This is a genomic window from Crossiella sp. CA-258035 (assembly GCF_030064675.1).
Lineage (GTDB): Bacteria > Actinomycetota > Actinomycetes > Mycobacteriales > Pseudonocardiaceae > Crossiella.
Genome location: NZ_CP116413.1, coordinates 95001 through 120057, shown reverse-complemented (window position 1 = coordinate 120057; position 25057 = coordinate 95001). Strand labels below are relative to the sequence as shown.

The 25057-nt window shown below is 69.4% G+C and carries 24 protein-coding genes, 1 tRNA gene, 2 rRNA genes and 1 pseudogene (1 of these 28 running past the window's edge); 9 read left to right on the top strand and 19 right to left on the bottom strand.

The genetic code is table 11. The features are described from left to right. Positions 1–9: 9 nt before the first annotated feature. The 11 genes from N8J89_RS00550 to N8J89_RS00500 all read right to left on the bottom strand — a co-directional run bounded on the left by N8J89_RS00550 (position 10) and on the right by N8J89_RS00500 (position 10953). A complete protein-coding gene (locus tag N8J89_RS00550) occupies positions 10–318 on the bottom strand; it encodes a rhodanese-like domain-containing protein (RefSeq protein WP_283662426.1) in 309 nt (102 codons plus the stop codon). 65 nt (positions 319–383) lie between these two features. Continuing rightward, positions 384–1292, bottom strand: a complete 909-nt coding sequence (locus N8J89_RS00545) for a hypothetical protein (protein WP_283662425.1) — start codon at positions 1290–1292, stop codon at positions 384–386. An 18-nt stretch (positions 1293–1310) separates the two neighbouring features. After that, positions 1311–1856, bottom strand: coding sequence for a SigE family RNA polymerase sigma factor (locus tag N8J89_RS00540; RefSeq protein WP_252485659.1), 546 nt, complete (start codon positions 1854–1856; stop codon positions 1311–1313). Positions 1857–2033: 177 nt separating this feature from the next. Next, a complete protein-coding gene (locus N8J89_RS00535) occupies positions 2034–3659 on the bottom strand; it encodes a monocarboxylic acid transporter (protein WP_283662424.1) in 1626 nt (541 codons plus the stop codon). Next, positions 3656–4006, bottom strand: a complete 351-nt coding sequence (locus N8J89_RS00530) for a DUF485 domain-containing protein (RefSeq protein WP_283662423.1) — start codon at positions 4004–4006, stop codon at positions 3656–3658. The genes N8J89_RS00535 and N8J89_RS00530 overlap by 4 nt, the downstream gene beginning before the upstream one ends. Before the next feature lie 193 nt (positions 4007–4199). After that, on the bottom strand, positions 4200–5990 hold the full coding sequence (locus N8J89_RS00525; protein WP_283662422.1) for a sodium/solute symporter: 1791 nt from the start codon (positions 5988–5990) through the stop codon (positions 4200–4202). 12 nt (positions 5991–6002) lie between these two features. Continuing rightward, positions 6003–6413 (bottom strand): DUF485 domain-containing protein, encoded by a 411-nt coding sequence (locus N8J89_RS00520; RefSeq protein ID WP_283662421.1) that lies wholly within the window; start codon positions 6411–6413, stop codon positions 6003–6005. Next, a complete protein-coding gene (locus tag N8J89_RS00515; RefSeq protein WP_283662420.1) occupies positions 6410–7195 on the bottom strand; it encodes a LytR/AlgR family response regulator transcription factor in 786 nt (261 codons plus the stop codon). The genes N8J89_RS00520 and N8J89_RS00515 overlap by 4 nt, the downstream gene beginning before the upstream one ends. A 306-nt stretch (positions 7196–7501) precedes the next feature. Continuing rightward, the gene (locus N8J89_RS00510) at positions 7502–8611 is read right to left on the bottom strand and encodes an aminotransferase class I/II-fold pyridoxal phosphate-dependent enzyme (RefSeq protein WP_283662419.1); all 1110 of its coding nucleotides are present in this window, start codon (positions 8609–8611) and stop codon (positions 7502–7504) included. A gap of 214 nt (positions 8612–8825) precedes the next feature. After that, entirely contained in the window at positions 8826–9659 is an 834-nt protein-coding gene (locus N8J89_RS00505; RefSeq protein ID WP_283662418.1) for a S49 family peptidase, read from the bottom strand. 37 nt (positions 9660–9696) lie between these two features. After that, positions 9697–10953, bottom strand: coding sequence for a sensor histidine kinase (locus N8J89_RS00500; RefSeq protein ID WP_252485667.1), 1257 nt, complete (start codon positions 10951–10953; stop codon positions 9697–9699). A 127-nt stretch (positions 10954–11080) separates the two neighbouring features. On the opposite strand from N8J89_RS00500, the gene N8J89_RS00495 reads away from it, so the two are divergent. From N8J89_RS00495 to N8J89_RS00485, 3 genes are read left to right on the top strand one after another with little or no spacing between them, the layout of a single operon-like run. Continuing rightward, positions 11081–11803, top strand: coding sequence for a (Fe-S)-binding protein (locus tag N8J89_RS00495; RefSeq protein ID WP_252485691.1), 723 nt, complete (start codon positions 11081–11083; stop codon positions 11801–11803). Further along, the gene (locus tag N8J89_RS00490; RefSeq protein WP_283662417.1) at positions 11782–13221 is read left to right on the top strand and encodes a LutB/LldF family L-lactate oxidation iron-sulfur protein; all 1440 of its coding nucleotides are present in this window, start codon (positions 11782–11784) and stop codon (positions 13219–13221) included. The genes N8J89_RS00495 and N8J89_RS00490 overlap by 22 nt, the downstream gene beginning before the upstream one ends. Positions 13222–13234: 13 nt before the next feature. Beyond that, a complete protein-coding gene (locus N8J89_RS00485; protein ID WP_283666040.1) occupies positions 13235–13831 on the top strand; it encodes a LutC/YkgG family protein in 597 nt (198 codons plus the stop codon). Between the two features lies 1 nt (position 13832). Here the strand turns inward: N8J89_RS00485 and N8J89_RS00480 are convergent, their stop codons facing one another. Next, on the bottom strand, positions 13833–14696 hold the full coding sequence (locus tag N8J89_RS00480; protein ID WP_283662416.1) for an Fpg/Nei family DNA glycosylase: 864 nt from the start codon (positions 14694–14696) through the stop codon (positions 13833–13835). A gap of 14 nt (positions 14697–14710) precedes the next feature. Next, a complete protein-coding gene (locus tag N8J89_RS00475; protein ID WP_252485670.1) occupies positions 14711–15148 on the bottom strand; it encodes a DUF983 domain-containing protein in 438 nt (145 codons plus the stop codon). 310 nt (positions 15149–15458) lie between these two features. On the opposite strand from N8J89_RS00475, the gene N8J89_RS00470 reads away from it, so the two are divergent. Further along, positions 15459–15531, top strand: a tRNA-Gly gene (locus N8J89_RS00470). A gap of 50 nt (positions 15532–15581) precedes the next feature. Here the strand turns inward: N8J89_RS00470 and N8J89_RS00465 are convergent. Then, positions 15582–15995, bottom strand: coding sequence for a hypothetical protein (locus N8J89_RS00465; RefSeq protein ID WP_283662415.1), 414 nt, complete (start codon positions 15993–15995; stop codon positions 15582–15584). A gap of 140 nt (positions 15996–16135) precedes the next feature. Here N8J89_RS00465 and N8J89_RS00460 point away from each other — a divergent pair, with 140 nt between their 5' ends. After that, a complete protein-coding gene (locus N8J89_RS00460; protein WP_283662414.1) occupies positions 16136–16474 on the top strand; it encodes an MmcQ/YjbR family DNA-binding protein in 339 nt (112 codons plus the stop codon). Here N8J89_RS00460 and N8J89_RS00455 read toward each other — a convergent pair. Both N8J89_RS00455 and N8J89_RS00450 read right to left on the bottom strand, forming a co-directional pair. Then, entirely contained in the window at positions 16471–17985 is a 1515-nt protein-coding gene (locus N8J89_RS00455; RefSeq protein ID WP_283662413.1) for a chitinase, read from the bottom strand. The genes N8J89_RS00460 and N8J89_RS00455 overlap by 4 nt on opposite strands. A 139-nt stretch (positions 17986–18124) precedes the next feature. After that, positions 18125–18655, bottom strand: coding sequence for a DUF1990 domain-containing protein (locus tag N8J89_RS00450; protein ID WP_283662412.1), 531 nt, complete (start codon positions 18653–18655; stop codon positions 18125–18127). Between the two features lie 69 nt (positions 18656–18724). Between N8J89_RS00450 and N8J89_RS00445 the strand changes: the two genes are divergently transcribed. Both N8J89_RS00445 and N8J89_RS41700 read left to right on the top strand, forming a co-directional pair. After that, positions 18725–18925, top strand: a complete 201-nt coding sequence (locus tag N8J89_RS00445; RefSeq protein ID WP_283662411.1) for a hypothetical protein — start codon at positions 18725–18727, stop codon at positions 18923–18925. 24 nt (positions 18926–18949) lie between these two features. After that, positions 18950–19153 (top strand): annotated as a pseudogene (locus N8J89_RS41700) (alpha/beta fold hydrolase); the annotation flags it as partial. Here the strand turns inward: N8J89_RS41700 and N8J89_RS00440 are convergent. Beyond that, the gene (locus N8J89_RS00440; protein ID WP_283662410.1) at positions 19140–19910 is read right to left on the bottom strand and encodes a MerR family transcriptional regulator; all 771 of its coding nucleotides are present in this window, start codon (positions 19908–19910) and stop codon (positions 19140–19142) included. The pseudogene N8J89_RS41700 and the gene N8J89_RS00440 sit on opposite strands and share 14 nt — an antisense overlap. 67 nt (positions 19911–19977) lie before the next feature. Between N8J89_RS00440 and N8J89_RS00435 the strand changes: the two genes are divergently transcribed. Together N8J89_RS00435 and N8J89_RS00430 are read left to right on the top strand one after the other, a co-directional pair. After that, positions 19978–20928, top strand: coding sequence for an ABC transporter ATP-binding protein (locus N8J89_RS00435; protein WP_283662409.1), 951 nt, complete (start codon positions 19978–19980; stop codon positions 20926–20928). Continuing rightward, positions 20925–21764, top strand: coding sequence for an ABC transporter permease (locus N8J89_RS00430; RefSeq protein WP_283662408.1), 840 nt, complete (start codon positions 20925–20927; stop codon positions 21762–21764). The genes N8J89_RS00435 and N8J89_RS00430 overlap by 4 nt, the downstream gene beginning before the upstream one ends. 1275 nt (positions 21765–23039) lie before the next feature. Here N8J89_RS00430 and rrf read toward each other — a convergent pair. Together rrf and N8J89_RS00420 are read right to left on the bottom strand one after the other, a co-directional pair. Further along, a 5S ribosomal RNA gene (gene rrf, locus N8J89_RS00425) occupies positions 23040–23156 on the bottom strand. Positions 23157–23238: 82 nt separating this feature from the next. Further along, positions 23239–25057: ribosomal RNA gene (locus N8J89_RS00420) — 23S ribosomal RNA — on the bottom strand; it runs 1291 nt beyond the window's last position.

Genomic DNA, 25057 nt, shown 5'->3' with positions numbered 1-25057 from the left:
TGCACGGCCTCAGATCACCGTCGGCTCGGCGCCGGACTCGCCGACCAGCGGACGGCCCGCGGCCTGCCAGTGCTGCATGCCGCCGTCGACGTTGACCGCGTCCCAGCCGTTCTGGTTGAGGTAGGCGGTGACCCTGGCGGAGCGGCCGCCGCTGCGGCAGACCACGTGCACCAGCCCGTCACTGGGCAGCTCGTCGAGTCGTTCCACCAGCTGGCCCATGGGGATGTGCTTGGCGCCCTCGGCGTGCCCTGCGCTCCACTCGTCGTCCTCGCGGACGTCGAGCAGGTAGGCGTCCTGCGGGACCTCGTGCGCTGCCACGGCCGGCACCTGAGACGGGTTCACCCCGCGATACTCCCATGTCCCGGTGTGGCGGCAGCGTGAACTCAGCCGAGGTCGGCCATGGCCTCGGCGACCCTGGCCAGCTGCTCCTGGCTCAGCGGCAGCTCCTCGAAGCCAGCGGGCCCGGCCGGCGGCAGCGGGCTGCCGTCGTCGGTGGTGGTGCCGGTGGTGGCGGTGACGTTGTAGAAGCGACCGCTCGGGGTGTACACGCCGATCCGGCGGGTGGGGTGCTTGCCGCCGTAGTCGGTCTCCGGGTACAGCTGCAGGATCGCGCCGTCCGGGCGGACCCGCCGCAGCGGCTCCTGGCAGCCGATCCCGCTGCTGTACCGGTAGGACTCCGCGGCCAGCTCGGCCGAGCCGCCGAAGCGCCCCGCCTCCAGCCGCACGGTGCCGGGGACCTTCTTGCCGCCCACGTTGACCACCAGGTGGCCCCGGTTGGCGTTGACGTAGTTCTTGAACGCGACCGCGGCCCGCTCGCCGCTGGCCGCGGTGACCGCGTCGACGAAGGTGGGCAGGTAGCGCTGCTCCGGCAGGATCGCCCGCCCGACCGGGTCCGGCAGTTGCGGTGACGGGCAGAACTGCACCGGCGGCGTGAGCGCGGTGGTGCTGGTCGCCTCCGGCAGGCTGGTCCGGGCCGGGGCCTCCAGCTGGGTCCAGCCCGGCAGGTCGAGCTCGGACTGCTTGCTGGTGGTCACCGGGGCGCTGGTGGCCGCTGGCGGCAGCGCGGTGGGGTCGCCGGTGAACAGGTTGCCGGAGATCGCAGTGGCGCCCAGGCCGATGACGCCGACGGCGACCACCGAGGCGGCCACCGCGCTGACCCTGGTGACCAGCACGCGGCGCCGGCCGCGGCGGACGACCTCGGCCAAGTCCGTGCGTACCGCGGGCGCGGGTGTGTCCACGACCCGCTGGAGTGCGTTGCGCACGTCCTGCTCGTCGTGCCACATCTCGTTCACCGCCTCCGTACCTCCCATTCAGCGCCCTGCCGACAACAGCGGCGGCGGGGTCTGGCCTGATCCGGGCGCCCCGTCCGTGCCGTTGGCGGCATGGTAGGCGGCCCGCAACGTCTGCAGTCCACGTGCGGTCTGGCTCTTCACGGTGCCGGTGGTGCAGCCCAGCGCCTCGGCCACCTGCTCGACCGAGAGGTCCTGGATGAACCGGAGCACCAGCACCGCGCGCTGGCGGGGCGGCACCTGTTGCAGGGCGGCGGTGAGCGCCGCGCGCTCCTCGGCCGCGCCGTGGTCGGCCTCCACCGGCTGGTCCGGCACCTCGGCCACCGCGTGCTCGCGCGCCCTGCCCCGCCGCTTGGTGTCCAGGAAGGCCCTGGTGAGCACGGTGCGCAGGTAGGCGTCCGCGGTTTCCCGGTGCACCTTGGGCCAGCGGGCGTAGACCCGCACGAACGCGGTCTGCGCCAGTTCCTCGGCCTCCGACCAGTTCGCGCACAGCGCGTACCCGATCCGCCGCGCCGCGTCGAACCGAGCGGCGAAGAACTCGGCGAAGCCGTCATCGCGTCGCGCCAAGCTCCTGCCTCCTCGTGAACTACCCGGTCTGCTGCCTAATACGCCGGGGAGGAACCAAGGGTTGCACCGCGACCCGCTCGAAGTCTGTGCAGTTCCTGTCACGAAATGTCACAAAGTCTGTGACACAAGAAAAGCGGCCTCCCACCTGGGGAGACCGCCTTCTTGTAGATCGACTTCTCAGTGCTGGGTGGCCTTCTCGGCGCCCGCGCCGGTGAGCGCGCGGACCTCCATCTCGGCGTACTTGGCGTCGTTTCCGGGGTCCTTGCTGAAGACCGTGCCCAGGTAGCCGAGCAGGAACGCCAGCGGGATGGAGACGATGCCGGGGTTGTCCAACGGGAACAGGTGGAAGTCCACCCCGGTGATCATCGAGTTGGCCCGGCCGGAGACCACCGGCGAGAACGCGATCAGCAACACCGTGCTGCCCAGGCCGCCGTAGATGCTCCACAGCGCGCCGGTGGTGTTGAACCGCTTCCAGAACAGCGAGTACAGGATGGTCGGCAGGTTCGCCGAGGCCGCCACCGCGAAGGCCAGCGCGACCAGGAAGGCGATGTTCTGCCCGTTGGCCAGGATGCCGCCGAGGATCGACACGATGCCGATCACCACCGCGGTCCGCCGGGCCACCTTGACCTCGGCGTTCTTGTCGTCCACCTGGCCGTTCTTGATCACGTTCGCGTAGATGTCGTGCGCGAAGGAGGCCGAGGCCGTGATGGTCAGCCCGGCCACCACCGCCAGGATGGTGGCGAAGGCGACCGCGGCGATGAAGCCGAGCAGCAGCGTGCCGCCGATCTCGAAGGCCAGCAGCGGGGCCGCCGAGTTCGCCTTGCCCGGCGCCGCCAGGATCCGGTCGGGTCCAACCAGCGCGGCCGCGCCGTAGCCCAGCACCAGGGTGAACAGGTAGAAGATGCCGATCAGCCAGATCGACCAGACCACCGAGCGGCGGGCCTCCTTGGCCGTGGGCACGGTGTAGAAGCGCATCAGGATGTGCGGCAGGCCCGCGGTGCCCAGCACCAGGGCCAGGCCGAGGGAGACGAAGTCGAGCTGGGTCAGCCCGCTCTTGCCGTACTGCAGGCCGGGGCCGAGCAGCTTCTCGCCGACCTTGGGGCTGTTCTCCACCGCCGCGCCGAGCAGCGCGGAGAGGTTGAAGCCGTACATGCCCAGCACCCACAGGGTCATCACGCCGGCGCCGACGATCAGCAGCACCGCCTTGATGATCTGCACCCAGGTGGTGCCCTTCATGCCGCCGATCAGCACGTACAGGATCATCAGCGCGCCCACGATGGCGATCACGATGGCCTGGCCCCAGCTGTCGGTGATGCCCAGCAGCAGCGCGACCAGTCCGCCCGCGCCCGCCATCTGCGCCAGCAGGTAGAAGAAGGACACCGCCAGCGTGGACAGCGCGGCCGCGGTGCGCACCGGCTTCTGCTTCATCCGGAAGCTGAGCACGTCGGCCATCGTGTACTTGCCGGTGTTGCGCAGCAGCTCGGCGACCAGCAGCAGCGCCACCAGCCAGGCCACCAGGAAGCCGATGGAGTACAGGAAGCCGTCGTAGCCGTAGATCGCGATGGCGCCCGCGATGCCCAGGAAGGAGGCGGCGGAGAGGTAGTCACCGGCGATCGCGATGCCGTTCTGCGGCCCGGTGAAGGCCCGCCCCGCGGCGTAGTAGTCCGCGGCGGACTTGGTGTTCTTGCTCGCCCGGAACACCACGATCAGCGTGATCACCACGAACCCGGCGAAGATGCTGATGTTGAGCACGGGCGAGCCGGTGGCCTCGCCCTGGGCCAGTACCGCTGTCGGCGCGCTCACTTGTCGCCCCCTTCGATCTGTTCCCTGATCCGCTCGGCCGCCGGGTCCAGGTGCTTGTTGGCGTGCCGGACGTAGAGGGTGGTGATCAGGAAGGTGGACACGAACTGGAGCAGGCCCAGCACGAGGCCGACGGTGATGTTGCCGGCCAGCTTGGTGCTCATGAACCCGTGCGCGTAGTCGGCCAGCAGCACGTACACCAGGTACCAGCTGAGGAACAGCACGGTCATCGGGAACACGAACCTGCGTAGCCGCCTGCGCAGTTCGGTGAAGTCAGGGCCGGACTGGACAGCGCTCCAGACTTCCGGGTCTGGCGCTCCGCCCGTCTGCGGCCGCTCGGTGATGCTCACGATCCGGCCTCCTCGCTGAGGGTGTTGGCTCGGGACGTTAGTAGAGACCCAGGTCACTCGACCAAGGCTCGAACGAGGGACTGCGACCAACAGTCGGGTTAGGCGATAAGCGGTAGTGATTGCACGTTAAGTGGCTCAACAGAAGGATGTCATCCGAACGAGTGACACCCTGTCACTCGTCCGTGGAGTGGCGTCAACCTCGGTGCCGACCGGAGGACTCGCGGGCCTTCTCCTCCGGCGTGCCGTACTTCTGGACTTCCCGGTCCTTGGTGAAGCCGAGCCGGTCGGGCGCGTGCAGCCGCAGCATGATCTGCGAGACGTCCGGCGGTATCCGCCGCCTGGACAGCTTGCTGACCACCACCATGGTCACGAACGCCACCGGCACGGTCACCGCGGCAGGCTGTTGCAGCAGCGGCACCGCGGCCCAGCCGCCGGTGCTCGCGCTGACGAAGTTCAGGATCGTGGTCAGCAGGGTCAGCCCGCCCCCGGCGATCATGCCGGCGGCCGCGCCGACCGAGGTCAGCCCGCGCCACCAGATGCCGAGCACCAGCAACGGGCAGAACGTGGACGCGGCGGTGGCCAGCGCCAGGCTCACCGCCTGCGAGACGTCCAGCGAGGCGGCCATCAGCGCCATGCCCAGCGGCAGCGCCCCGGCCAGCAGCGCGGCCAGCCGGAAGTCCTTGAACCGCCCGGTCATCACGTCGGTGAACAGCACCCCGGCCACGCTGACCACCAGCCCGGAGGCGGTGGACAGGAACGCGGCGAAGGCGCCTGCCGCGACCAGCGCGGCCAGCACCTTGCCCAGCCAGTTGTCCAGCATCGCGGTGGGCAGCAACAGGATCGCCGCGTCGGTCTTGCCGGTGACCAGCAGCTGCGGCACGTACAGCCGGGACAGCGCGCCCAGGATGGTCGGGAACAGGTAGAACAGCCCGAGCAGGATCAGCACGTACAGCGTGGTCCGGCGCGCGGCCCTGCCGTCGGGGTTGGTGTAGAAGCGGACCAGGATGTGCGGCAGGCCCATGGTGCCCAGGAAGGTCGCGAAGATCAGCGAGTAGATCTTGAACAGGCTCATCCCGTTGCCGTCGGCCTGCTGCGGCCGCAGCCAGTCCTCGTTGCGCACCGGCGAGCCCTTGACCACCGGCACCGCGGTGCCGGCCCGGAACTCCAGCCTGGTCTTCGCGCCGATGTCGTAGCTGGTGCCGGCCGCCCACAGCGCCTCGCCGTTGGCCGGCTGGCCGTCGACCTGGCCGAAGGCGTTCAGCTTGATCGTCTCGCCGACCTGGATCCGCACCGGCGTCTCCACCGTGACCGTGGTGTCGCTGGGGAAGGCCGGCGGCAGCGGCTCGTTCAGCGCCCGCTGCGGCCGCTGGTCGTTGACGAACACGATGACCAGCAGGAATGCCGGCAGCGCGATGGCGACCAGCTTCAGGTAGTACTGGAATGCCTGCACCATGGTGATCGCGCGCATGCCGCCGCCGACCACGTTGACCACCACCACCACGGCCACCCCGGCCACGCCGATCCAGGCGGGCAGGTGGGTCACCGTGGAGAAGGTCAGCCCGGCGCCCTGGAACTGCGGCACCAGGTAGAGCCAGCCGATCAGCATCACCACCCAGGTGGACAGCCTGCGCAGGTGCGTCGAGCCCAGCCGGGCCTCGGCGAAGTCGGGCACGGTGTAGGCGCCCGAACGGCGCAGCGGGGCGGCTACGAACAGCAGCAGGGAGAGATAACCAGCGGTGAAGCCCACCGGGTACCAGAGCGCGTCCGGACCGTCCCGGAACACCAGGCTGGCCACGCCGAGGAAAGAAGCCGCGGAGAGGTACTCACCGGAGATCGCGGCCGCGTTGTTGCTCGCCTTGACCCCACGGGAGGCGACCAGGAAGTCCGAGGTGGTCTTGGAGCGCCAGGAGGCGACGAAGCCCAGGGCGAGGGTGGCCAGCACGGCCAGCACCACGCCGACGAGCGACCACTCGTTGAGCCCCAACTCCCGGGGCCCCTAGTTCTCGACCATGTCGATGAAGTCCTTCTCGTTGCGCTCGACCACGCGGTTGTACAGCGCGCCCACGCCGATCAGCAGCGGATAGGCGGCCGCGCCGAGCAGCAGCCAGGGCAGCCGGACCCCGAACAGGGTGGCCCCGGCCACCTTGGGGAACAGTGCGAACAGCAACGGCAGGCTACCCAGCACCACCGCGGTGATCACCGCGAGGGTGACCGCGACGACCAGCTGCTTGCGGATGAGCACCCGCACCACCTGCTCGCCGATCTGGGTCTGCTGCTCGATGTGCACCATGGTGCGCACCACCTTGCGCGCGCCCCGGCGCTCGGCCAGCACCACCTTGACCCGGCGCCGCCTGCGCTCGGCCTCCTGTTCGGCGGCCGAGTCCTCCGGCGGGCCGGGCTGGCTCACCGGTGGCCCCAGTTGTTCTTCGGCGAGCGCACCAGCCGGTCCTTGAGCTCCCTGGTGTGCCTGCGGCTGACCGGCAGCTCCACCGCGTCCTCCCCGCTGCCCACCCGCACGGTGTAGCCGGAGGTGGCCATCTTCAGCTCGGTGATCAGCCCCATCGCCACCAGGTAGGAGCGGTGGATGCGGACGAACCCGGCGTCACCCCAGCGTTCTTCCAGCTGTGCCAACGGAATCCGCACCAGGTGGCTGCCCTCCGCGGTGTGCAGGCGGGCGTAGTCGCCCTGGGCCTCCACGTAGCGGACCGCGGCGCGCGGGATCAGCTTGGTGGTGCCCGCCAGCTCGACCGGGATGACCTCCTCGTCGGCAGGCTCCTCCGCGGGCGCGGCCACGGTGGCCATCGAGGTGCGCTCGATCAGCCGCAGCACCCGCTCCAGCCGTTCCGGGTTGGGCGGTTTGCTGATGTAGTCCAGCGCGCCGAGGTTGTAGGCGGCCAGCGCGTGGTCACCGTGGCCGGTGACGAAGACCAGCGCGGGCGCGTCCCGCAGCCCGGTGATCACGGTGGCCATCTCCACCCCGGACAGGCCGGGCATCTGGATGTCGGCGAAGACCGCATCCACCGCGGGCAGCCCGGCGGCGATCCGCTGCTGGAGCTCCGGATCCTGGCCGCGGATGATCCGCAGCGCTTCCAGCGCGTCCGAAGCCTCCAGGACGCGCCGCACCCTGGGGTTCTGCCGCAGCAGGTAACACAACTCGTCCAGGTTCTTGGGCTCATCGTCGACCGCCATGACGATGAGCCCGGGGGGGCTGCCGTTCGTACTCACGATGAGGTCAATCCTGCCGATACGTGGTGCCGACTGTCCACGAGCGAGCCACCCGCCAACGGGGTGACGCTGTTGATCGCTCAGCTATTACTTGGCTTGAACGACCGAGTCAATGCGTGGTGACGCCTCGTGGGAAAGATCGACCCACTCAGGTCATCTGCTCGTGCCGACACTATCACCCACAGTGATCAAACTCCGACTTCAACGCCGCAGGCCGGACCGCTGCCGCCCGGACCGCGAGGGCAGCGGTCCGGGCGGTCCGCATTGGCCTCAGCCGGCCTGCCGCGCGGTCGCCTCGACCTCCCGCACGGACTCGGTGAGGATTTTTGCCACCCGCGCCAGAGTTTCTTCCTCGTGCACCGCGGAAATGGTGAACCGCAACCTGCCTTGGCCGATCGGCACCCCCGGGAACATCACCGGACTCAGGAAAACTCCGCGGGAGAGCACCAGCTCGTTGACCGGGATCACCAGGCTCTCGGTGCGCAGGTGCACCGGCACCACCGCGGTCGCGCCGCGCGCGTCCAGCCCGTGCTCCCGCAGCCGCTCGCGGAAGAACCGCGCCCGGTCCCGCAGCCGGGGGCTCAGCACGTGCCCCTCGGCGCGCAGGATGCGCAGCGCGGCCAGGCAGCCGGCCGCCACCGCGGGCGGGATGCTCGCGGTCAGCAGGTGCGACATCGCGTGGAAGCGCAGGTAGTCGATCAGCTCGTGCGAGCCGGCCAGGTAGCCGCCGGCGGCGGCCAGCGACTTGCTCAGCGTGCCCATGTGGATGTCCACCGCGTCGTGCGGCAGGCCGTGGTGCTCCATGCTGCCGGTGCCGTGCGCGCCGATCACGCCGAGGCCGTGCGCGTCGTCGAGCAGGGTGACCGCCCCGTGCTCGCGGGCGACCCTGGCCACCGCGGCGACGTCCTCCACCTCACCGGCCATGCTGTAGACCCCGACGATGCCCACCAGCGTGGTCCGGCCCGGTTTGGCGTGCTCGGCCAGCAGCGCGGCCAGCGCCGCGTGGTCTCGGTGCGGGTAGTAGCGCAGCTCGGCGCCGGAGGACTTGGCGCCGAAGACCAGGCTGCCGTGCGCGGCCGCGTCCAGCACGATCAGGTCGCCCTTGCCGGCCAGCGCGGCCAGCGCGCCGAGGTTGGCGGCGAACCCGCTGTTGTAGAGCATCGCGGCCTCGGTGCCGTGCAGCTGGGCCAGCTCCTGGCTCAGCTCCTCGTGCACGTCGAAGTGCCCGGCCAGCGCGGGCGAGCTGTTGGCCCCCAGCCCGTACCGGCCCACCGCCTCGGTCACCGCCGCCACGACCTCGGGCCGCTGGCCGAGGCCGAGGTAGTTCGACGAGGTGAAGTTGTGGCAGCGGGCCGGCGCGGCCATTGCCCCGTTCCGCATCACCGTCTCGCCGGCCGCGCCCGCGTAGACGGTCGGGAAATAGAACTCCCTATCGGTCAGGTGGACCCGTGACCTGGACAGTTTCCTCTTCAGCGCAGTATTCATCGTCCCCGCTCTCCCCAGTTGTCCTGCTTTTCGCAGGCTACGGAAAATCAGCGGGAATGATGTTGTGCGGCATTGTGTGCGGTGAATCGGCAGGACTGCACAACGCGGCTCACAGTCCGAAGCGCGACCACATCGCCCGGTGTTCCAGCGCCTCGATGGCCGCGCCGCCGAGGCCCAGCCTGGCCAGCAGCGGGCGGCGCGGTTCGGAGACCACGATCTCCGCATCCGGCCAGCGCTTCTTGACCACCCCGCGCAGGGTGCCGATGCCGTCCACCAGGCCGAGTTTGGCGGCCTGGTCGCCGAGCCAGATCTCGCCGGTGAACAACTCCTCCGGCCCGCCGGTCAGCTTCGCCCCGCGCCGCTGGGTGACCCACTCGCCGAAGCGCTCGTGCAGCCGGGACTGCAAACCCTTGAGCCAGGCCACGTCCTCGGCCTTCTCCGGGCGGAACGGGTCCAGCCGGACCTTGTTCTCACCGGCGGCGTGCACCCGGCGCTCCACACCGATGCGCTCCAGCAGCCCGTTGAGGCCGAAGCTGGAGCTGACCACGCCGATCGAGCCGACCAGCGAGGTGCTGTGCGCGTAGATCTCATCGCCCGCGCAGGCCAGCCAGTAGCCGCCGGAGGCCGCCACGTCCTCGCAGAAGGCGAGCACGGGCACCTTCTTGGTCGCGGCCAGCTCCCGGATCCGGTCGGCCACCAGCGCGGACTGGGTGGGCGCGCCGCCGGGTGAGTTGATCGCCAGCGCGACCGCGACCAGCCGGTCGTGGCCGAAGGCGCGGCTGAGCGCGGACTCCATGGTGTTGATGTTGATCGTGTTCCTGGCCAGTGGGGACGGCGTCGGGCTGATCACGCCGTGCAGCCGGACCACGGCGACGACGGGCGAGCGGTCGACGCGCTCGCCGATCATGGGCAGTTTCTTGGCCAACCGCTCGGCGACGTTCATGCCTGCGAGGGTACGGAAATTCCGCGCCGCTGCCCGCTCAGCCGGTGGGCTGGTGCGCTTCCTCCTGCTTGCGCCCCACCGCATCCGGCCAGGTCGGCGGCGGCGCGTGCACCCCTGCGGTGAACTTCGGGACCCGCATGCTGATCTTCGTGCCCGCGCCCAGGTTGGTCTCCACCACCAGGCCGTAGTCGTTGCCGAAGAAGGAGCGCAGCCGGTGGTCGATGTTGTTGATGCCCACGTGCGCGCCGGTGAAGTGCGAGTTCAGGTCCTGGGACAGCCGCTCGGGGTCCATGCCGACCCCGTCGTCCTCCACGCTGATGGTGGCCTCGGCCCCGTTGTCCGCGGCCACCACGGTGACCGTGCCGCCGCCCGGCTTGTTCGCCAGGCCGTGCCGGACCGCGTTCTCCACCAGCGGTTGCAGGGTCAGGAACGGCACCGCCACGGAGAGCACCTCCGGCGCGATGCGCACCTGCGCGTTGAGCGCGTCGCCGTAGCGGGCCCGCTCCAGGGTCAGGTAGCGCTCGACGTTGTGCAGCTCCTCGCCGAGGGTGGTGAACTCCCCGGCCGTGCGGAAGGAGTAGCGGGTGAAGTCGGCGAAGTCGAGCAGCAGGTCCCGCGCCTGTTCCTGGTCGGTGCGGACCAGCGAGGAGATCGTGGTCAGCGCGTTGTACAGGAAGTGCGGGGAGATCTGCGCGCGCAGGGCGCGGACCTCGGCGATGGCCAGCCGGGAGCGGGACTCCTCCAGCTCGGCCAGCTCCAGGTGCGTGGTGATGTAGCGCGAGCCCACCTCGGCCGCCCGCGACAGCCTGCGCCCGCCGACCGCGGAGGCCACCAGCAGCGAGCCGACCATGATCCCGTCGACCTCCAGCGGGGCCACGATCGCGTGCCGCAGCGCGCACTTGTTGACGTCGCAGTCCATCATCCCGTGACTGGTGGTCTCGGTGGTGCGATGGATGATCGCCTTCTCCACGGTGGGGCGGAGGTCCTCGTAGTGGTAGTTCGCCTCACCGGCCCAGGACAGCACCTCGCCGTCCCCGTCGGTGAGCGCGACCGCCACGCAGCCGAGCATCTCCTTCAGGTGCGGGGTCAGCTCATCAGCCGACCGCACCGACAGGCCCTCGCGCAGTGTTGGGGCAGCATCGGTCACCCGGTGCAGGGCGGTCAGCGTGGCGTCCTCCATCGAGGTGCTGACCCGCCGTGCCCGGCACAGCAGGACAAAGGCGGCGAGAACGGCGATACCCGCCAGGACCGCCATGGCCGATCGCTCAGTGAGCAGTTCACCCACGGCGTCCATGCTGGGACCCACAGGCTGAATCTGCAACCACCCCGTCACCCGGAGATGGCACCAAAAGGATGAACCGTAGACATCGGAGGTTTTCCGAGGCAGGGTGTCCGCTGTGCGCACAGCAGGTGGAGAGGCCATGCGGGTCGGGTTGTTCGCGACCTGCCTGACCGACACGTTCTTCCCGGAGACCGCCAAGGCGACCGTGCGGCTGCTGGAGAGACTGGGCTGCCGGGTGGAGTTCCCGCTGGCGCAGACCTGCTGCGGCCAGATGCACTTCAACACCGGCTACGCCAAGCAGGCGCGGCCGATGGCGGTCGGCTACGCCGAGGTCTTCGGCGACTACGACGCGGTGGTCGCCCCCTCCGGCTCCTGCACCGGCATGGTCCGCGACATCCATCCCGGCCTCACCGAGTCCCCGGTCTCCGCGCGCACCTACGAGCTCTCCGAGTTCCTGGTCGACGTGCTGGGCGTGACCGAGGTCGGCGCGTACTTCCCGCACCGGGTCACCTACCACCCGACCTGCCACTCGCTGCGGATGCTCGGCGTCGGCGAGAAACCGCTGCGGCTGCTGCGCGCGGTGCGCGGGCTGGAGCTGGTCGAGCTGCCGGAGGCCAGCTCCTGCTGCGGGTTCGGCGGCACCTTCGCGGTGAAGAACGCCGAGACCTCCACCGCGATGCTGGCGGACAAGATGCACCACGTCATCGGCACCTCGGCCGAGGTGCTGTGCGCCGGCGACAACTCCTGCCTGATGCACATCGGCGGCGGGCTGTCCCGGCTGCGCAGCGGGGTGCGCCCGGTGCACCTGGCGGAGATCCTGGCGAGCACGGAGGAGGAACCATGGTCGTCCGCAACCCGGTGACCTGGCTGGGCACCCCGGCCTTCCCCAAGGCGGCCAAGGCGGCGCTCGGCAACACCCAGCTGCGCCGCAACCTGCGCAACGCCACCAGCACCATCCGCGGCAAGCGGGCCGCCGCGGTGGCCGAGCTGCCGGACTGGGAGCAGCTGCGCGCCGCCGGGGCCGCGATCAAGGACGAGGTGCTGGCCAACCTGGACACCTACCTGGTCCAGCTGGAGGCGGCGGTCACCGCCCGCGGCGGCACCGTGCACTGGGCCAGGGACGCCGCCGAGGCCAACGCGATCGCATTGCGGCTGATCCGCGCCACCGGCGAGACCGAGGTGGTCAAGGTGAAGTCCATGGCCACCGCGGAGATCGGCCTGAACGAGGCGCTGGCCGAGGGCGGGGTCACCGCGATCGAGACCGACCTGGCCGAGCTCATCGTGCAGCTCGGCCAGGACCGGCCCTCGCACATCCTGGTGCCCGCGATCCACCGCAACCGCGCGGAGATCAAGGAGATCTTCCAGCGCGCGATGCCGGACGTGCCAGCCGACCTGACCAGCGAGCCGCGCGCGCTGGCCGAGGCGGCCCGGCGGCACCTGCGGCGGAAGTTCCTCTCCGCCAAGGTGGCGATCTCCGGCGCCAACTTCGGCGTGGCCGAGACCGGGTCGATCGTGGTGGTGGAGTCCGAGGGCAACGGCCGGATGTGCCTGACCCTGCCGGAGACGCTGATCACCGTGATGGGCATCGAGAAGGTGGTGCCCAGCTGGCCGGACCTGGAGGTCTTCCTCCAACTGCTGCCGCGCTCCTCCACCGCCGAGCGGATGAACCCCTACACCTCGGTGTGGACCGGCGTGACCCCCGGCGACGGGCCGCGGGCGTTCCACCTGATCCTGCTGGACAACGGCCGCACCGCGACCCTGGCCGACGAGGTGGGCCGCCAGACGCTGCGCTGCATCCGCTGCTCGGCCTGCCTGAACGTGTGCCCGGTGTACGAGCGCACCGGCGGCGAGGCCTACGGCTCGGTCTACCCCGGCCCGATCGGCGCGATCCTGACCCCGCAGCTGGTCAACAACCCGGCGGACAAGCAGGCCGCCTCGCTGCCGTTCGCCTCCTCGCTGTGCGGGGCCTGCTACGAGGTCTGCCCGGTGTCGATCAACATCCCCGAGGTGCTCACCCACCTGCGGGCCAGAGTGGTCGAGGACAAGGGCAAGCTGGCCCCCGAGGCGCTGGCCATGCGCGCGCTGGCCTGGGTGATGGCCGACGCCAAGCGCTTCGAGCGGGCGCAGCGGGCCGGCACGCTGGCCCGGTTCCTCGGCCGCGACGGCCGGATCACCCGGCTGCCCTGGCCGGGCTCGAAGTGGACCGAGGTCCGCGACGTGCCGGTGCCGCCTGCCGAGTCGTTCCGCAGCTGGTGGAGGAGGAACCGCGGTGAGCAGTGAGGCCCGCGCGGTGATGCTGACCCGCATCCGCACCGCGCTCAGCGGCAGGCCCGGCCCGGCGCCGGTGCCGCGCGACTACGACCGCGCCAGGGACCTCGGCGACGTGGTGGAGGTGCTGGCCGAGCGGGTCGCGGACTACCGGGCCGTGGTGCACCGGGTGACCGCGGACCGGCTGGGCGTGTGGATCGACGCGCTGCTGGACGCCCGCGGCGCGCGGCGGATCGCGGTGCCCGCCGATGTGCCCGCGGACTGGCTCAACGAGGACCTGACCTGGCTGGTGGACCAGCCGCCGCTGTCCATCGAGACCCTGGACGGCTGCGACGGCGTGCTCACCGGCTGCGCGGTGGCCATCGCGGAGACCGGCACCATCGTGCTGGACGCCGGCGTGGCCCAGGGCAGGCGGGCGCTGACCCTGCTGCCGGACTACCACCTGTGCGTGGTGCGGGCGGACCAGATCGCGGCCACCGTGCCGGAGGCGCTGGCCAGGCTGGACCCGGTGCGCCCGCTGACCTTCATCAGCGGCCCGTCCGCGACCAGCGACATCGAGCTGGACCGGGTGGAGGGCGTGCACGGCCCGCGCACCCTGGAGGTCCTGATCGTCTCCGGCTGAGCTACTTCAGCAGCCGGGACATCCGCCGGTCGGCCAGCGGCTTGCCGCCGGTCTGGCAGGTCGGGCAGTACTGCATGGACTTGTCCGCGAAGGACACCTCGCGCACGGTGTCCCCGCACACCGGGCAGGGCAGTCCGGTGCGCGCGTGCACCCGCAGCCCGGCCCGCTTCTCGCCCTTGAGCCGGGCCGCGGCCTGGCCGACCGAGCGCTGGACGGCGTCGGTGAGGATCTCCCGCATCGCGGTGAACAGCCGGTCCACCGCCTCCTCGTCGAGCCGCCCGGTGGTGGCGTACGGGGAGAGCCTGGCCGCGTGCAGCACCTCGTCGGAGTAGGCGTTGCCGATCCCGGCGAGCACGGTCTGGTCGGTCAGCGTGGTCTTGATCCGCTCGCCCCGCCCGGCCAGCAGTTCAGCCAGTTCGGGACGGCTCAGCGCGAGCGCGTCCGGCCCGAGCCTGGCGATGCCGGGCACCTGCGCGGGATCGGCCACCACGTAGACGGCGAGCCGCTTCTGCGTGCCCGCCTCGGTGAGGTCGAAGCCCGGGGACTTGCCCGGCGGGCCCAGGTGCACCCGCAGCGCGAGCGGCCCCTTGCCCGGCTTGGGCGGGATGGCGCTGAGCTCGTCGGACCAGCGCAGCCAGCCCGCCCGGGACAGGTGGGTGACCAGGTGCAGGTCACCGCAGTCCAGGGAGAGGAACTTGCCGAAGCGGGACGCGCCGGTCACCGCCCGGCCGTAGAGGTCGGTCGGCTGCGGCGCGACCGTCTTCAGCACGGTCATCGAGGCCAGGTCGACCCTGGTCACCGTGCGTCCGACGGCGTGCTCACGCAGGTGGTGGGCCAGCGCCTCCACCTCGGGCAGTTCGGGCACGCGGCCAGACTACGTCAGTCCACCGGCTGCAGCGGGCCGTCGAAGGCGGGCGAGGAGTAGACCTCGATGTCCCTGGCCACCTTGATCGCCTCCTGGCGCATGCTCAGGTAGCCGCGCACGTTGCCGACCCAGCGCTCCGGCCCGGCGTCGTCCAGCTCGCCGGGGGTCTCCGCGACCACCGTCCACGGCCTGCGCACCACCCAGCGCAACGGGAAGAACAGGAAGACCAGCGCGAGGGCCAGGATCAGCCAGGGCGGAATGATCACCGCGGCCGGGGTCCAGATGATCAATACCGCGGTGAGCACCACCATCAGCGTGGCCATCAGCACCGCGGCGCCGTGGCCACCGCTCACGTCGTGCTCGAACTCGTCCATGCCCGCCGGGCTGGACCACTCGACGTTGGTGCGCACGGTCCACTTCCGACCGTCCGCACCCCGTACCAACCGCGTCATCCGTTCCTCCTCAGCCGCGGGCGTCGGTCACACGGACGCCACGACCGCTCACTGAGCGTGGGTCCACGGTACCGGTTCTGCGATGGGCCTCGAGGGTGAAAATCAATGTCTGGAAGCTACCGTTCGGTCGCACCCGACCCCTGGCTGTCACCCTGGAGATTCTGCCGGGTCATGATCGTTGTGGTCCACCCGGGTGAGTCCCAGCGCAGCCAGTGACCAGCCTGTTCACCAGACCGACCCCCCTGCGAAACCCGCTTGGCCGTCCATGTAATGTTCTTCCCAGCGATCGGGACCACGGTCCGGAGAGCGTGCGGATGTAGCGCAGTTGGTAGCGCATCACCTTGCCAAGGTGAGGGTCGCGAGTTCGAGTCTCGTCATCCGCTCAGCAATCGAACGCGAGTGCTCGTGGAGCACTCGCGTTTTTGCTTCGCCATCACACTGGGGGCGGAGCCCCCAGGCCCCACTCGGGGGCGGGCCCCCGAACCCCCACAGGCTCCGCGTGTGTTGCCGCGTGCCTTGTCGCGTGTGCTTTTCGGGCTTGGCGGGCCAGGTGTGCGGCCAGGTCTGGATCCGGGTCCTCGGTCAGGTGCACCACGTGGGCGAAGCGGAATCTGGTCAGGGTGGCAGGCAGGTGGGCGGCGGCGTCGCCGTGGATGACCAGGATTGGTGTGGTGCGGGAGCGCTGGGCGGCCCAGGCGATTCGGTCCGCGCAGAGCTGGGGCTGGTCGCGGTCGGCGGCCAGGTCGACCAGCAGGCAGACATCGCCCCTGCCCTCCAGGTCGGCCACCAGCTCGGACCAGTCGTCCGGCTTGGATCCGGTGTCCGGGACCAGCACGAACGTCGCCATGCGTCATCACTCCAGTCGGCTGTGCGCGGTGACGGGGCGATACTCATTCCAACCAGATCAGGCCCATCCTCGGCCACCGCCGGATGGCGTGCAGGGCGGTGACTCCGGACACTGTCGGTGCCGCGGGTTAGGTTCGGCGCATGGTCACACCGGAGGAGCTGCACACCCTGGCCCTGGCGCTGCCCGAGGCGCACGAGCGCCCGGCCTGGGGACGCGCCTGTTTCCGGGTGAAGGACAAGATCTTCGCCTCGATGTCGCCCGATGGGGTGGAGGTGGCGGTCAAGGTGGCCGAGGACGAGCGGCACGCCTTGGTGGCCGGGGATCCGGACACCTTCAGCGTGCCGCCGCACTACCGGAACTGGAGCATGGTGGTCATCCAGCTGGCCACCGTCGAGCCCGATGAGCTCCGCGAACTGCTCACCGAAGCCTGGCGGACGACCGCGCCCAAGCGCCTGCTGGCCGCCTTCGACGCGGGTTAGCGGTCCAGGTAGGCCCGGTGGTTCTTGCTGAACTCGGCGTTGTTGAACCGGTCCCAGTTGATCGACCAGGTCATCAGGCCGCGCAGGCCGGCGTACTTCGCCCTGGGCTTGTAGGACTCGCAGTTGCTGCCCTTCATCAGGCAGTCCAGCACCTTGTGCACCGCGGCCACCGAGGTGTGCCCGTTGCCCGCGTTGGGGCTGGCCGGCAGGCCGAGCGCGACCTGGTCCTGGCGCAGGGCGGGGAAGTAGTTGTTCGGATCGCCCTTGACCGGGAAGCCGCCGAGCACCATGTCGCCCATGGCCACGTGGAAGTCCACGCTGGGCATCTGCTTCCACTGGTTGTCCAGGCCCATGATCGGCCCGGAGTTGTACTGCTGGACGTGCAGCAGGGTCAGGTCGTCGCGCATCGCGTAGATCACCGGCAGGTAGGAGCCCGCCCGGTTGTCCGCGCCGCCACTGCCGCCGTAGAACTGGTAGCCGAGCTGCACGAAGAAGGTCTCCGGCGCCATGGTCAGCTGGAAACCGCTGCCATACCTGGCCTTCAGCGTCTTCAGCGCGGAGATCAGGTTGACCACCACCGAGGTCTTCGGCGCCTTGAAGTCGGTGTCGCCGGAGTTCAGGTAGAGCGAGTGGCCCTCGAAGTCGATGTCCAGGCCGTTGAGGCCGTACCGGTCGATGATCGCGCTGACCGAGCTGACGAAGGCGTCCCGCGCCGCGGTGGTGGTCAGCTGGACCTGGCCGTTCTGGCCGCCGATGGAGATCAGCACCTTCTTGCCCTTGGCCTGCTTGGCCTTGATCGCGGCGATGAACTCGGCCTCGGACTCCACGTTCGGGCACTCGGCCACCGGGCAGAGCCGGAAGCGCAGGTCGCCGGAGGTCACCGAGGTCGGCTCGGCGAAGGCGAGCTGGATGATGTCCCACTCGTCCGGCACGTCGGCCATCCGGATGTAGCCGGAGCCGTTGGCGAAGCTCGAGTGCAGGTAGCCGACCAGCAGCTTGTTCCCGGCGGGCGGCGGGCCGCTGGTGGTGGTCGGCGTGGTGGTCGAGGTCGAGGTGCTCGAGGACGAAGTGGTCGTCTTGCTCGTGGTCGGGGTGGTGGTCGGGGTGGTGGACCCGCCGTCGCAGGGGCTGCCGTTGATCTTGCAGTTGGCCGGGGCCGCGGTGCCGCTGACGTTGAAGCCGAAGGCCGCGCTCGCGCCGGGGGCCAGAGTGCCGTTGTACTCGCGGTTGGTGAAGACGTAGTGCCCGCCGGCGTTGGTCTGCAGGGCATCCCAGTAGGCGCCGACCGAGGTGCCTGCCGGCAGGTCGAACTCCACCTTCCAGCCGCTGACCTGGGCGCCGGTGTCGTTCTTGACCGTGATTTGGCCGGTGTAGCCGCTGTCCCAGGACTGCTGTTTGGCGAATGAGGCGGTGACCGAGGCCGCGTGCGCGGGCACGAACCCGGCCAGGGCGATGCCGAGCACCACCGTGAGCACTGCCGCCACCCGAGCTAACAAGATCTTGCGTGACATCGTTTCCTCCCACCAGTTCCGGCGTGGAGCGTCGGCTGGCAGACCGGAGCCGGTCCGGGCGGCGAAAAGACCTGAACGGGCCCACCAGGTGTCCTGGAATTGGACTAGACCACGTGGGCGGTGTCAAGGGTGTGAACGGCTAGCGCAGTGCCCGCAGGTAGGCCGCCATGGCCACCCGCTGGGCCAGCCGGCCGATCGGCCCGGCCACCCGCGCCAGCGCGCCGCCGGGCCGGGAGACCGCGGTGATGGTGAACTCGACCAGCCCGTCCGGGTCCATGACCAGCACGAAGCTCTCCTCGCCGGTGACGGGGTGGCCCGGCAGCGTCCCGTAGCCGAACCCGCTGCGCCGCTGCTCGTCCACCCGCCACACCACCCGGCACGGCCCGGTCACCGAGACCGGCCCGAACCCGAGCACCGCGACCACGGTGTCCCCGACCTCCTGCCCCGCCCGCTCCGGGTAGATCCCGCGCCCGAACCCGCGGTGCGTCGCCCACTCCCGCAACGCCCGCTTCGCCCGTGCGAACTCCGCCTCCCCCCGCGCCAGCACCAGGCTCCGGCTGACCCGCCGGAACCCGGGCGGGCAGGCCGCCGTCCTCGTCACGCCGACTTCGGCGTAGGTCACCTCGGCGGTCTTCGCCCGGTCGTGGATGCGCGCCAGTCGTCCGCTCATGCCCTCAAGTCTTGCGCCACCAGCGAAATCCGGCGCGGCACGGCCCGCTGACGTGCCAGCCTGACCGGCATGCGGGTGGTCTTCGTGCACGGCGCCCTGGTCCGCGACGGCGCGTGGTGGTGGAGCCGGATGACCCCGCCGCTGGCCAGCTTCGGCGGCCCGGAACCCGCGCCGCACGTGGAGTTCCACCCCGACGGCACGGTCAGCCTGCGCCGCGCGGACCGCCGCCACCGCTTCGCCCAGGACTGCGACGAGCACGCGTACGCCTGACCCGCCAGTCCCAGCTCGCCCCGCCCCCAGCCACCCAGCCACGCCGCCTGGCAGCCCAAGCCCTCGACCTACTTCGTCTGCGCACGGGACCGCGGCACCCTGCCGGAAGTCCAACGCGCACAAGCGGAACTCGCGACCGAGGCGGTCGAGCTCGACAGCGACCACCACCCGTTCCTGTCCCAGCCGGCGAAGTTCGCCGAGGTGCTGCTGGAGATCAGTCGCCGGTGACCGGCCCCGCGCCCTGGCCCGTCACGTACCGGTGCAAGTGGCTGGCCCCGGCCAGCATCGCGGTGGCGCGCCGGGTCAACGCGGCCAACCGTTCGGCGACCGCGGCCCGCAACGCGTCACTGCTGCCGCGCTCCCGCAACCCGTCCAGGATCGGCCGGATGTGCGGCAGCGGGTACCGCGCCTGCCGCAGCATGCTGATCATCCGCGCGTCCCGGACATCGGCGGGCCGGTACGTCCGGTACTTGCTGCCCGGCACCCGCTGTGGCGTGAGCAGCCCCGCCGACTCCCACACCCGCAACGCCGAGGGCCGCACCCCCAGGTGCGCCGCCACCTCGCCGATCCGCAGCTCGGTCCTGGGCAGCGCGGGCGCGGCCCGGTCCTGCCGCGCGATGAGCTCCAGCGCCTCCCCCACCGACTTCAGGTTCAGCCGCTGTTCGTGCAGTGCCGCATGACTGGCGCTGACCAGGTTCAACGCCTCGGGCAGGTCATCGTCGTGCACGGCCCGCATGATCGCCTGCGCGACCGGGGCACCGAACCCCTTCCGCACCTCGTAGAAGGTGCCCAGCGCCCGGCGATGCCGCTCGGTGAACCACCGGTAGCCCGCAGGCGAGCGCTCCGCCCTCGGCAACACCCCGGCGTCCTCGTAGTTGCGGATCTGCTGCGTTGACACCCCAGCCACCCGCGCCAGGTCAACCGACCGCAACCGACCGCCCACCACACCCACCCTGAACTCCGGACTTGAGGGTTGAGGACCCATTCTGCAAGCCCACCCGCACAATTCCGGAAAAAGTCAAAACAAGCACTTCAATGAAACACTTGAAGGTATGCATTTCCGGACCGCACCAAGAACCCCGGCATCGGCCGAACCGGTGATCCAAGCCCGTGACCTGCGCATGAGCTACGGCCCGACCGAAGTGCTGCACGGCGTCACCCTGCACGCCCACCGCGGCGAGGTGCTGGCCCTGCTCGGCCCCAACGGCGCGGGAAAGACGACCACGATCGAAGTCCTGGAGGGTTTCCGAAAGCGTTCCAGCGGCGAAGTCCGGGTGCTGGGCGTGGACCCGATCACCGGCGACGAGTCCTGGCGCGCCCGCCTCGGCATCGTGCTGCAGTCCTGGCGCGACCACGGCCGCTGGCAGGTCCGCGAACTGCTCCGCCACCTCGGCCGCTACTACACCCCGTTCAGCACCCCGGCCCGCCACCGCCCCTTCGACACCGACGAGCTGCTCACCCTGGTCGGCCTGACCAACCACGCCAACGCCAGGGCGGACACCCTCTCCGGCGGCCAGCGCCGCCGCCTGGACGTGGCGATCGGCCTGGTCGGCAACCCGGAGCTGCTGTTCCTGGACGAGCCGACGGTCGGCTTCGACCCCCAGGCCCGCCAGGACTTCCACGAGCTGATCGGCAGCCTGGCCGCCCGCGGCGACACCACCATCCTGCTCACCACCCACGACCTGGCCGAGGCCGAGAAGCTGGCCACCCGAATCCTGATCCTGGCCGGGGGCAAGGTGGTCGCCAACGGCACCGCGCAGCAGCTGGCCCACCGCATGGCAGGCCGGCCCGAGGTCCGCTTCACCCGCGCGGGCACCAGGGAGTCCCACTCGGTTCCCGACGCCACCAGCTTCGTCCGCGACCTGCTCACCCAGCCCGGCAACGAGGACATCACCGACCTGGAAGTCCGCCGGGTCTCCCTGGAAGAGGTCTACCTGTCCCTGGTCCGCGACCACGAGTCCGGCCAGCTGACCAACCCGGCCCCGCAGGAGGTGCCCGCATGACCCCGACCCTCAGCGCCCTGCGCACCGGCCTGGAACGCGCCCGCATCGAGTTCCGCCACCAGGCCACCAGCGCCCAGGAAGTCTGGGGCGTGCTGTTCTTCCCGGTGATCGCCCTGCTGGTGATGTTCATCCTGCGCGACACCACCGTCCCCGGCACTACGTTCTCCCTCGGCACCCAGTCCCTGCCCGGCATCCTGGCCATGAACGTGATGCTCACCGGCTTCACCGGCCTGGCCATGACCCTGACCACCGACCGAGCCGACAACACCCTGCTCCGCGCCAAGGCCACCCCGCACGGAATGCTCGGCTACCTGACGGGCCGCATCCTCAGCCGAGCCGGCATGACCACCCTGGGCGCCCTGCTCCCCTTGCTCCCCGCCCCCTTCCTCTTCCCCGGCCTGACCCTCAACCACCCGACCACCTGGCCAACCCTGATCGCCTACCTGACCCTGGCCCTCCTGGCGGTCCTCCCCCTCGGCGTCATCACCGGCTCCCTGATCACCAACCCCCAGTCCCTGAGCCTGGTAACCCTCCCGATGATGCTGCTCCTGGCCATCTCCGGAATCTTCTACCCCATCACCGCCCTCCCCGACTGGCTCCAAGCCCTAGCTCAACTCTTCCCCCTGTACTGGCTGGGCCTGGCCCTCCGCTCCGCCCTACTCCCCGATTCCCTGGCCACAGCAGAACTAGCGGAATCCTGGCGCCCCCTGGAAACCACCCTCGCCCTCAGCACCTGGGCCGCCCTGGGCCTACTCCTGGCACCGTTCGTCCTCCGCCGCATGGCCCGCCGCGACTCCGGCACACCCCCAAGAAGAAGGCCCACCATCCCGGCCTGACCCACCAGCGCGCCGCACCCCGACCGGGACCGCGGCGCGCTGCCACATGCACAGCCAACCGGGAACGACCGGGAGGGAGAACGAGCGAAAGCGGTGGAAGGGGAGTGGGCGAGCGGGACGGTGTGGAAGGCGGAGTGGCCGGGCCAGGGAGAAGGCTGCGGCACAACGGAATCCGGCCCAGGCACAACGGCGGAGAGAACTTCGCACACGAAACGCGCCAACGGCCAGGAGGGAAGGCGAGAAAGGGGCGGGCGGCGGAGGCGGGGCGGGGAAGGGAGGCGGAGGAGGGAAAGGAGCGGAGGGAACGGAGAGGGGGAGGCGACGGATGAGCAGGACATCGCGGTGTGAGGCGGGCACATGGGCTGGTACCCCAGATGGGAACGGCCCCGCAGGGCCGGATGGGCGAGGGCATGGCTCGAGGACCGCAACGTCGAAGCATGAGGACAAGGACCGAGGCGCGAGACCAGGCGCGAGAACGGATACGGCATGCGACGGTTGGGGGCCAGGCCAGGCCAGGCCAGGTCGGGGCGGGGCGGGCCAGGTCGGGGCGGGGCGGAGGATGGCCTGGAGCCTGGGGGCCGAAGACTGAGGTGGAAGGCCGGGGCGAGGGCCGGGGCGAGGGCCGGAGCCGGGGAGCGCGGACGAAGGCCGGAGCCGGAGCCGAAGACCGGGGTCGCGGGTCGCGGGTCGGGCCAAGAGTGAATGGTGGGAGAACGGCGTAGGAGTGCGCGGCCGAGGAGCGCAGCGGGTATGCGGGGTGAGTGGACGGGCGAAGTGAGGCAGCGGATGAGGCGGGCCGGCGAAGTATGAGTGAGCCATCACCGCTCTTGCGGCGACGGCGGTAAGCGCGGCAGCAGGTAAGACGGCGGCTGATGAGCGCGACTCACCCCGTAGGTCCCTACCCGCTTGCACCGGCTTCGGATCGGCGATGTCTTGAACACCGTCGCCTGCGGCAGCTCTGGTTTGCGCGGGTCAGCACCACCTGGCGCCGACTCACCTTCCGCGGGCGGTGTGGTCGATTTTGTTTGGGGCAGGGCGGCCGTACGCTGGAAGGCGATTGGGCAGGCCGCCAGGCCTGCCCCTTCCTGCCCAAAAGGCCGCCCCAGGGGCCCCCAAACCAAATCGACCACACCGAACCAACCGAACCTCCAGCGCCACCCAGCGACAACAGCTGCCCCAACGCACACCAGCCAACAAGCCTCGCCCGCGGGCACTTCGAACGCAAAAAAGCGTGTAGCCCCAGGAGCAAAACTCCTGGGGCTACACGCAAATTTAGTTCGGCGGCGTCCTACTCTCCCACACACTCACGCATGCAGTACCATCGGCGCTGGAGGACTTAGCTTCCGGGTTCGGAATGGGACCGGGCGTTTCCCCTCCGCCATAACCACCGAAACACTATGAAAAAACCAAACACTTCGTCAGTGGACGCTAGCTGGTTCTCTCAGAACCACACAGTGGACGCGTAGCAACTTTGTGAATCAAGCCCTCGGCCTATTAGTACCCGTCAACTCCACACGTTACCGTGCTTCCATCTCGGGCCTATCAACCCCATCGTCTCTAGGGGGCCTTAACCACTCAAGGTGGTGGGAGACCTCATCTCGAAACAGGCTTCCCGCTTAGATGCCTTCAGCGGTTATCCCTTCCGAACGTAGCCAACCAGCCATGCTCTTGGCAGAACAACTGGCACACCAGAGGTTCGTCCGTCCCGGTCCTCTCGTACTAGGGACAGCCTTCCTCAAGTCTCCAACGCGCGCGGCGGATAGGGACCGAACTGTCTCACGACGTTCTAAACCCAGCTCGCGTGCCGCTTTAATGGGCGAACAGCCCAACCCTTGGGACCTACTCCAGCCCCAGGATGCGACGAGCCGACATCGAGGTGCCAAACCATGCCGTCGATATGGACTCTTGGGCAAGATCAGCCTGTTATCCCCGGGGTACCTTTTATCCGTTGAGCGACACCGCTTCCACAAGCCAGTGCCGGATCACTAGTCCCGACTTTCGTCCCTGCTCGACCCGTCAGTCTCACAGTCAAGCTCCCTTGTGCACTTACACTCAACACCTGATTGCCAACCAGGCTGAGGGAACCTTTGGGCGCCTCCGTTACCCTTTGGGAGGCAACCGCCCCAGTTAAACTACCCACCAGGCACTGTCCCTGAACCGGATCACGGTCCGAGGTTAGACATCCAGTACGACCAGAGTGGTATTTCAACGACGACTCCACCACAACTAGCGTTGCAGCTTCACAGTCTCCCACCTATCCTACACAAGCCGAACCAAACACCAATACCAAGCTATAGTAAAGGTCCCGGGGTCTTTCCGTCCTGCCGCGCGTAACGAGCATCTTTACTCGTAATGCAATTTCACCGGGCCTGTGGTTGAGACAGCGGAGAAGTCGTTACGCCATTCGTGCAGGTCGGAACTTACCCGACAAGGAATTTCGCTACCTTAGGATGGTTATAGTTACCACCGCCGTTTACTGGCGCTTAAGTTCTCAGCTTCGCCACCAAAGTGACTAACCGGTCCCCTTAACGTTCCAGCACCGGGCAGGCGTCAGTCCGTATACATCGTCTTGCGACTTCGCACGGACCTGTGTTTTTAGTAAACAGTCGCTTCTCCCTGGTCTCTGCGGCCAACCAACCCTAACCCGCAAGGGGTTTCAAGTCAGCGGGCCCCCCTTCTCCCGAAGTTACGGGGGCATTTTGCCGAGTTCCTTAACCACAGTTCACCCGAACGCCTCGGTATTCTCTACCTGACCACCTGTGTCGGTTTGGGGTACGGGCCGCATGAACACTCACTAGAGGCTTTTCTCGGCAGCATAGGATCACTCTACTTCGCCTCAATCGGCTACGCATCACGTCTCAACCTATATGGGTGACGGATTTGCCTATCACCCGGCCTACACGCTTACACCAGTACTACCACTCACTGGCGGAGCTACCTTCCTGCGTCACCCCATCGCTTGACTACTACGGGATTGGTTCCCACGCTCACTCAACCTCATCCGAAGACTCAGCCTCGCTCGGGTGGTTAACATCCCCCGCCTCACCATGGGCGCATCCACACGGGTACGGGAATATCAACCCGTTGTCCATCGACTACGCCTGTCGGCCTCGCCTTAGGTCCCGACTTACCCTGGGCGGATTAACCTGGCCCAGGAACCCTTGGTCATCCGGCGGCAGAGGTTCTCACTCTGCAATCGCTACTCATGCCTGCATTCTCACTCGCACACCCTCCACAACTCGCTCACGCGGCTGCTTCCCTGGATGCACGACGCTCCCCTACCCATCCACACG

Bases quoted from the DNA above. Each gene is read 5' to 3' on its own strand.
- N8J89_RS00515 (WP_283662420.1), bottom strand. From the start codon at position 7,195: ATGGCGGTCGACGATGAGCCCAAGAACCTGGACGAGTTGTGTTACCTG.
- N8J89_RS00510 (WP_283662419.1), bottom strand. From the start codon at position 8,611: ATGCGGAACGGGGCAATGGCCGCGCCGGCCCGCTGCCACAACTTCACC.
- N8J89_RS00505 (WP_283662418.1), bottom strand. From the start codon at position 9,659: ATGAACGTCGCCGAGCGGTTGGCCAAGAAACTGCCCATGATCGGCGAG.
- N8J89_RS00500 (WP_252485667.1), bottom strand. From the start codon at position 10,953: ATGGACGCCGTGGGTGAACTGCTCACTGAGCGATCGGCCATGGCGGTC.
- N8J89_RS00495 (WP_252485691.1), top strand. From the start codon at position 11,081: ATGCGGGTCGGGTTGTTCGCGACCTGCCTGACCGACACGTTCTTCCCG.
- N8J89_RS00490 (WP_283662417.1), top strand. From the start codon at position 11,782: ATGGTCGTCCGCAACCCGGTGACCTGGCTGGGCACCCCGGCCTTCCCC.
- N8J89_RS00485 (WP_283666040.1), top strand. From the start codon at position 13,235: ATGCTGACCCGCATCCGCACCGCGCTCAGCGGCAGGCCCGGCCCGGCG.
- N8J89_RS00475 (WP_252485670.1), bottom strand. From the start codon at position 15,148: ATGACGCGGTTGGTACGGGGTGCGGACGGTCGGAAGTGGACCGTGCGC.
- N8J89_RS00465 (WP_283662415.1), bottom strand. From the start codon at position 15,995: ATGGCGACGTTCGTGCTGGTCCCGGACACCGGATCCAAGCCGGACGAC.
- N8J89_RS00460 (WP_283662414.1), top strand. From the start codon at position 16,136: ATGGTCACACCGGAGGAGCTGCACACCCTGGCCCTGGCGCTGCCCGAG.
- N8J89_RS00455 (WP_283662413.1), bottom strand. From the start codon at position 17,985: ATGTCACGCAAGATCTTGTTAGCTCGGGTGGCGGCAGTGCTCACGGTG.
- N8J89_RS00450 (WP_283662412.1), bottom strand. From the start codon at position 18,655: ATGAGCGGACGACTGGCGCGCATCCACGACCGGGCGAAGACCGCCGAG.
- N8J89_RS00445 (WP_283662411.1), top strand. From the start codon at position 18,725: ATGCGGGTGGTCTTCGTGCACGGCGCCCTGGTCCGCGACGGCGCGTGG.
- N8J89_RS00440 (WP_283662410.1), bottom strand. From the start codon at position 19,910: ATGGGTCCTCAACCCTCAAGTCCGGAGTTCAGGGTGGGTGTGGTGGGC.
- N8J89_RS00435 (WP_283662409.1), top strand. From the start codon at position 19,978: ATGCATTTCCGGACCGCACCAAGAACCCCGGCATCGGCCGAACCGGTG.
- N8J89_RS00430 (WP_283662408.1), top strand. From the start codon at position 20,925: ATGACCCCGACCCTCAGCGCCCTGCGCACCGGCCTGGAACGCGCCCGC.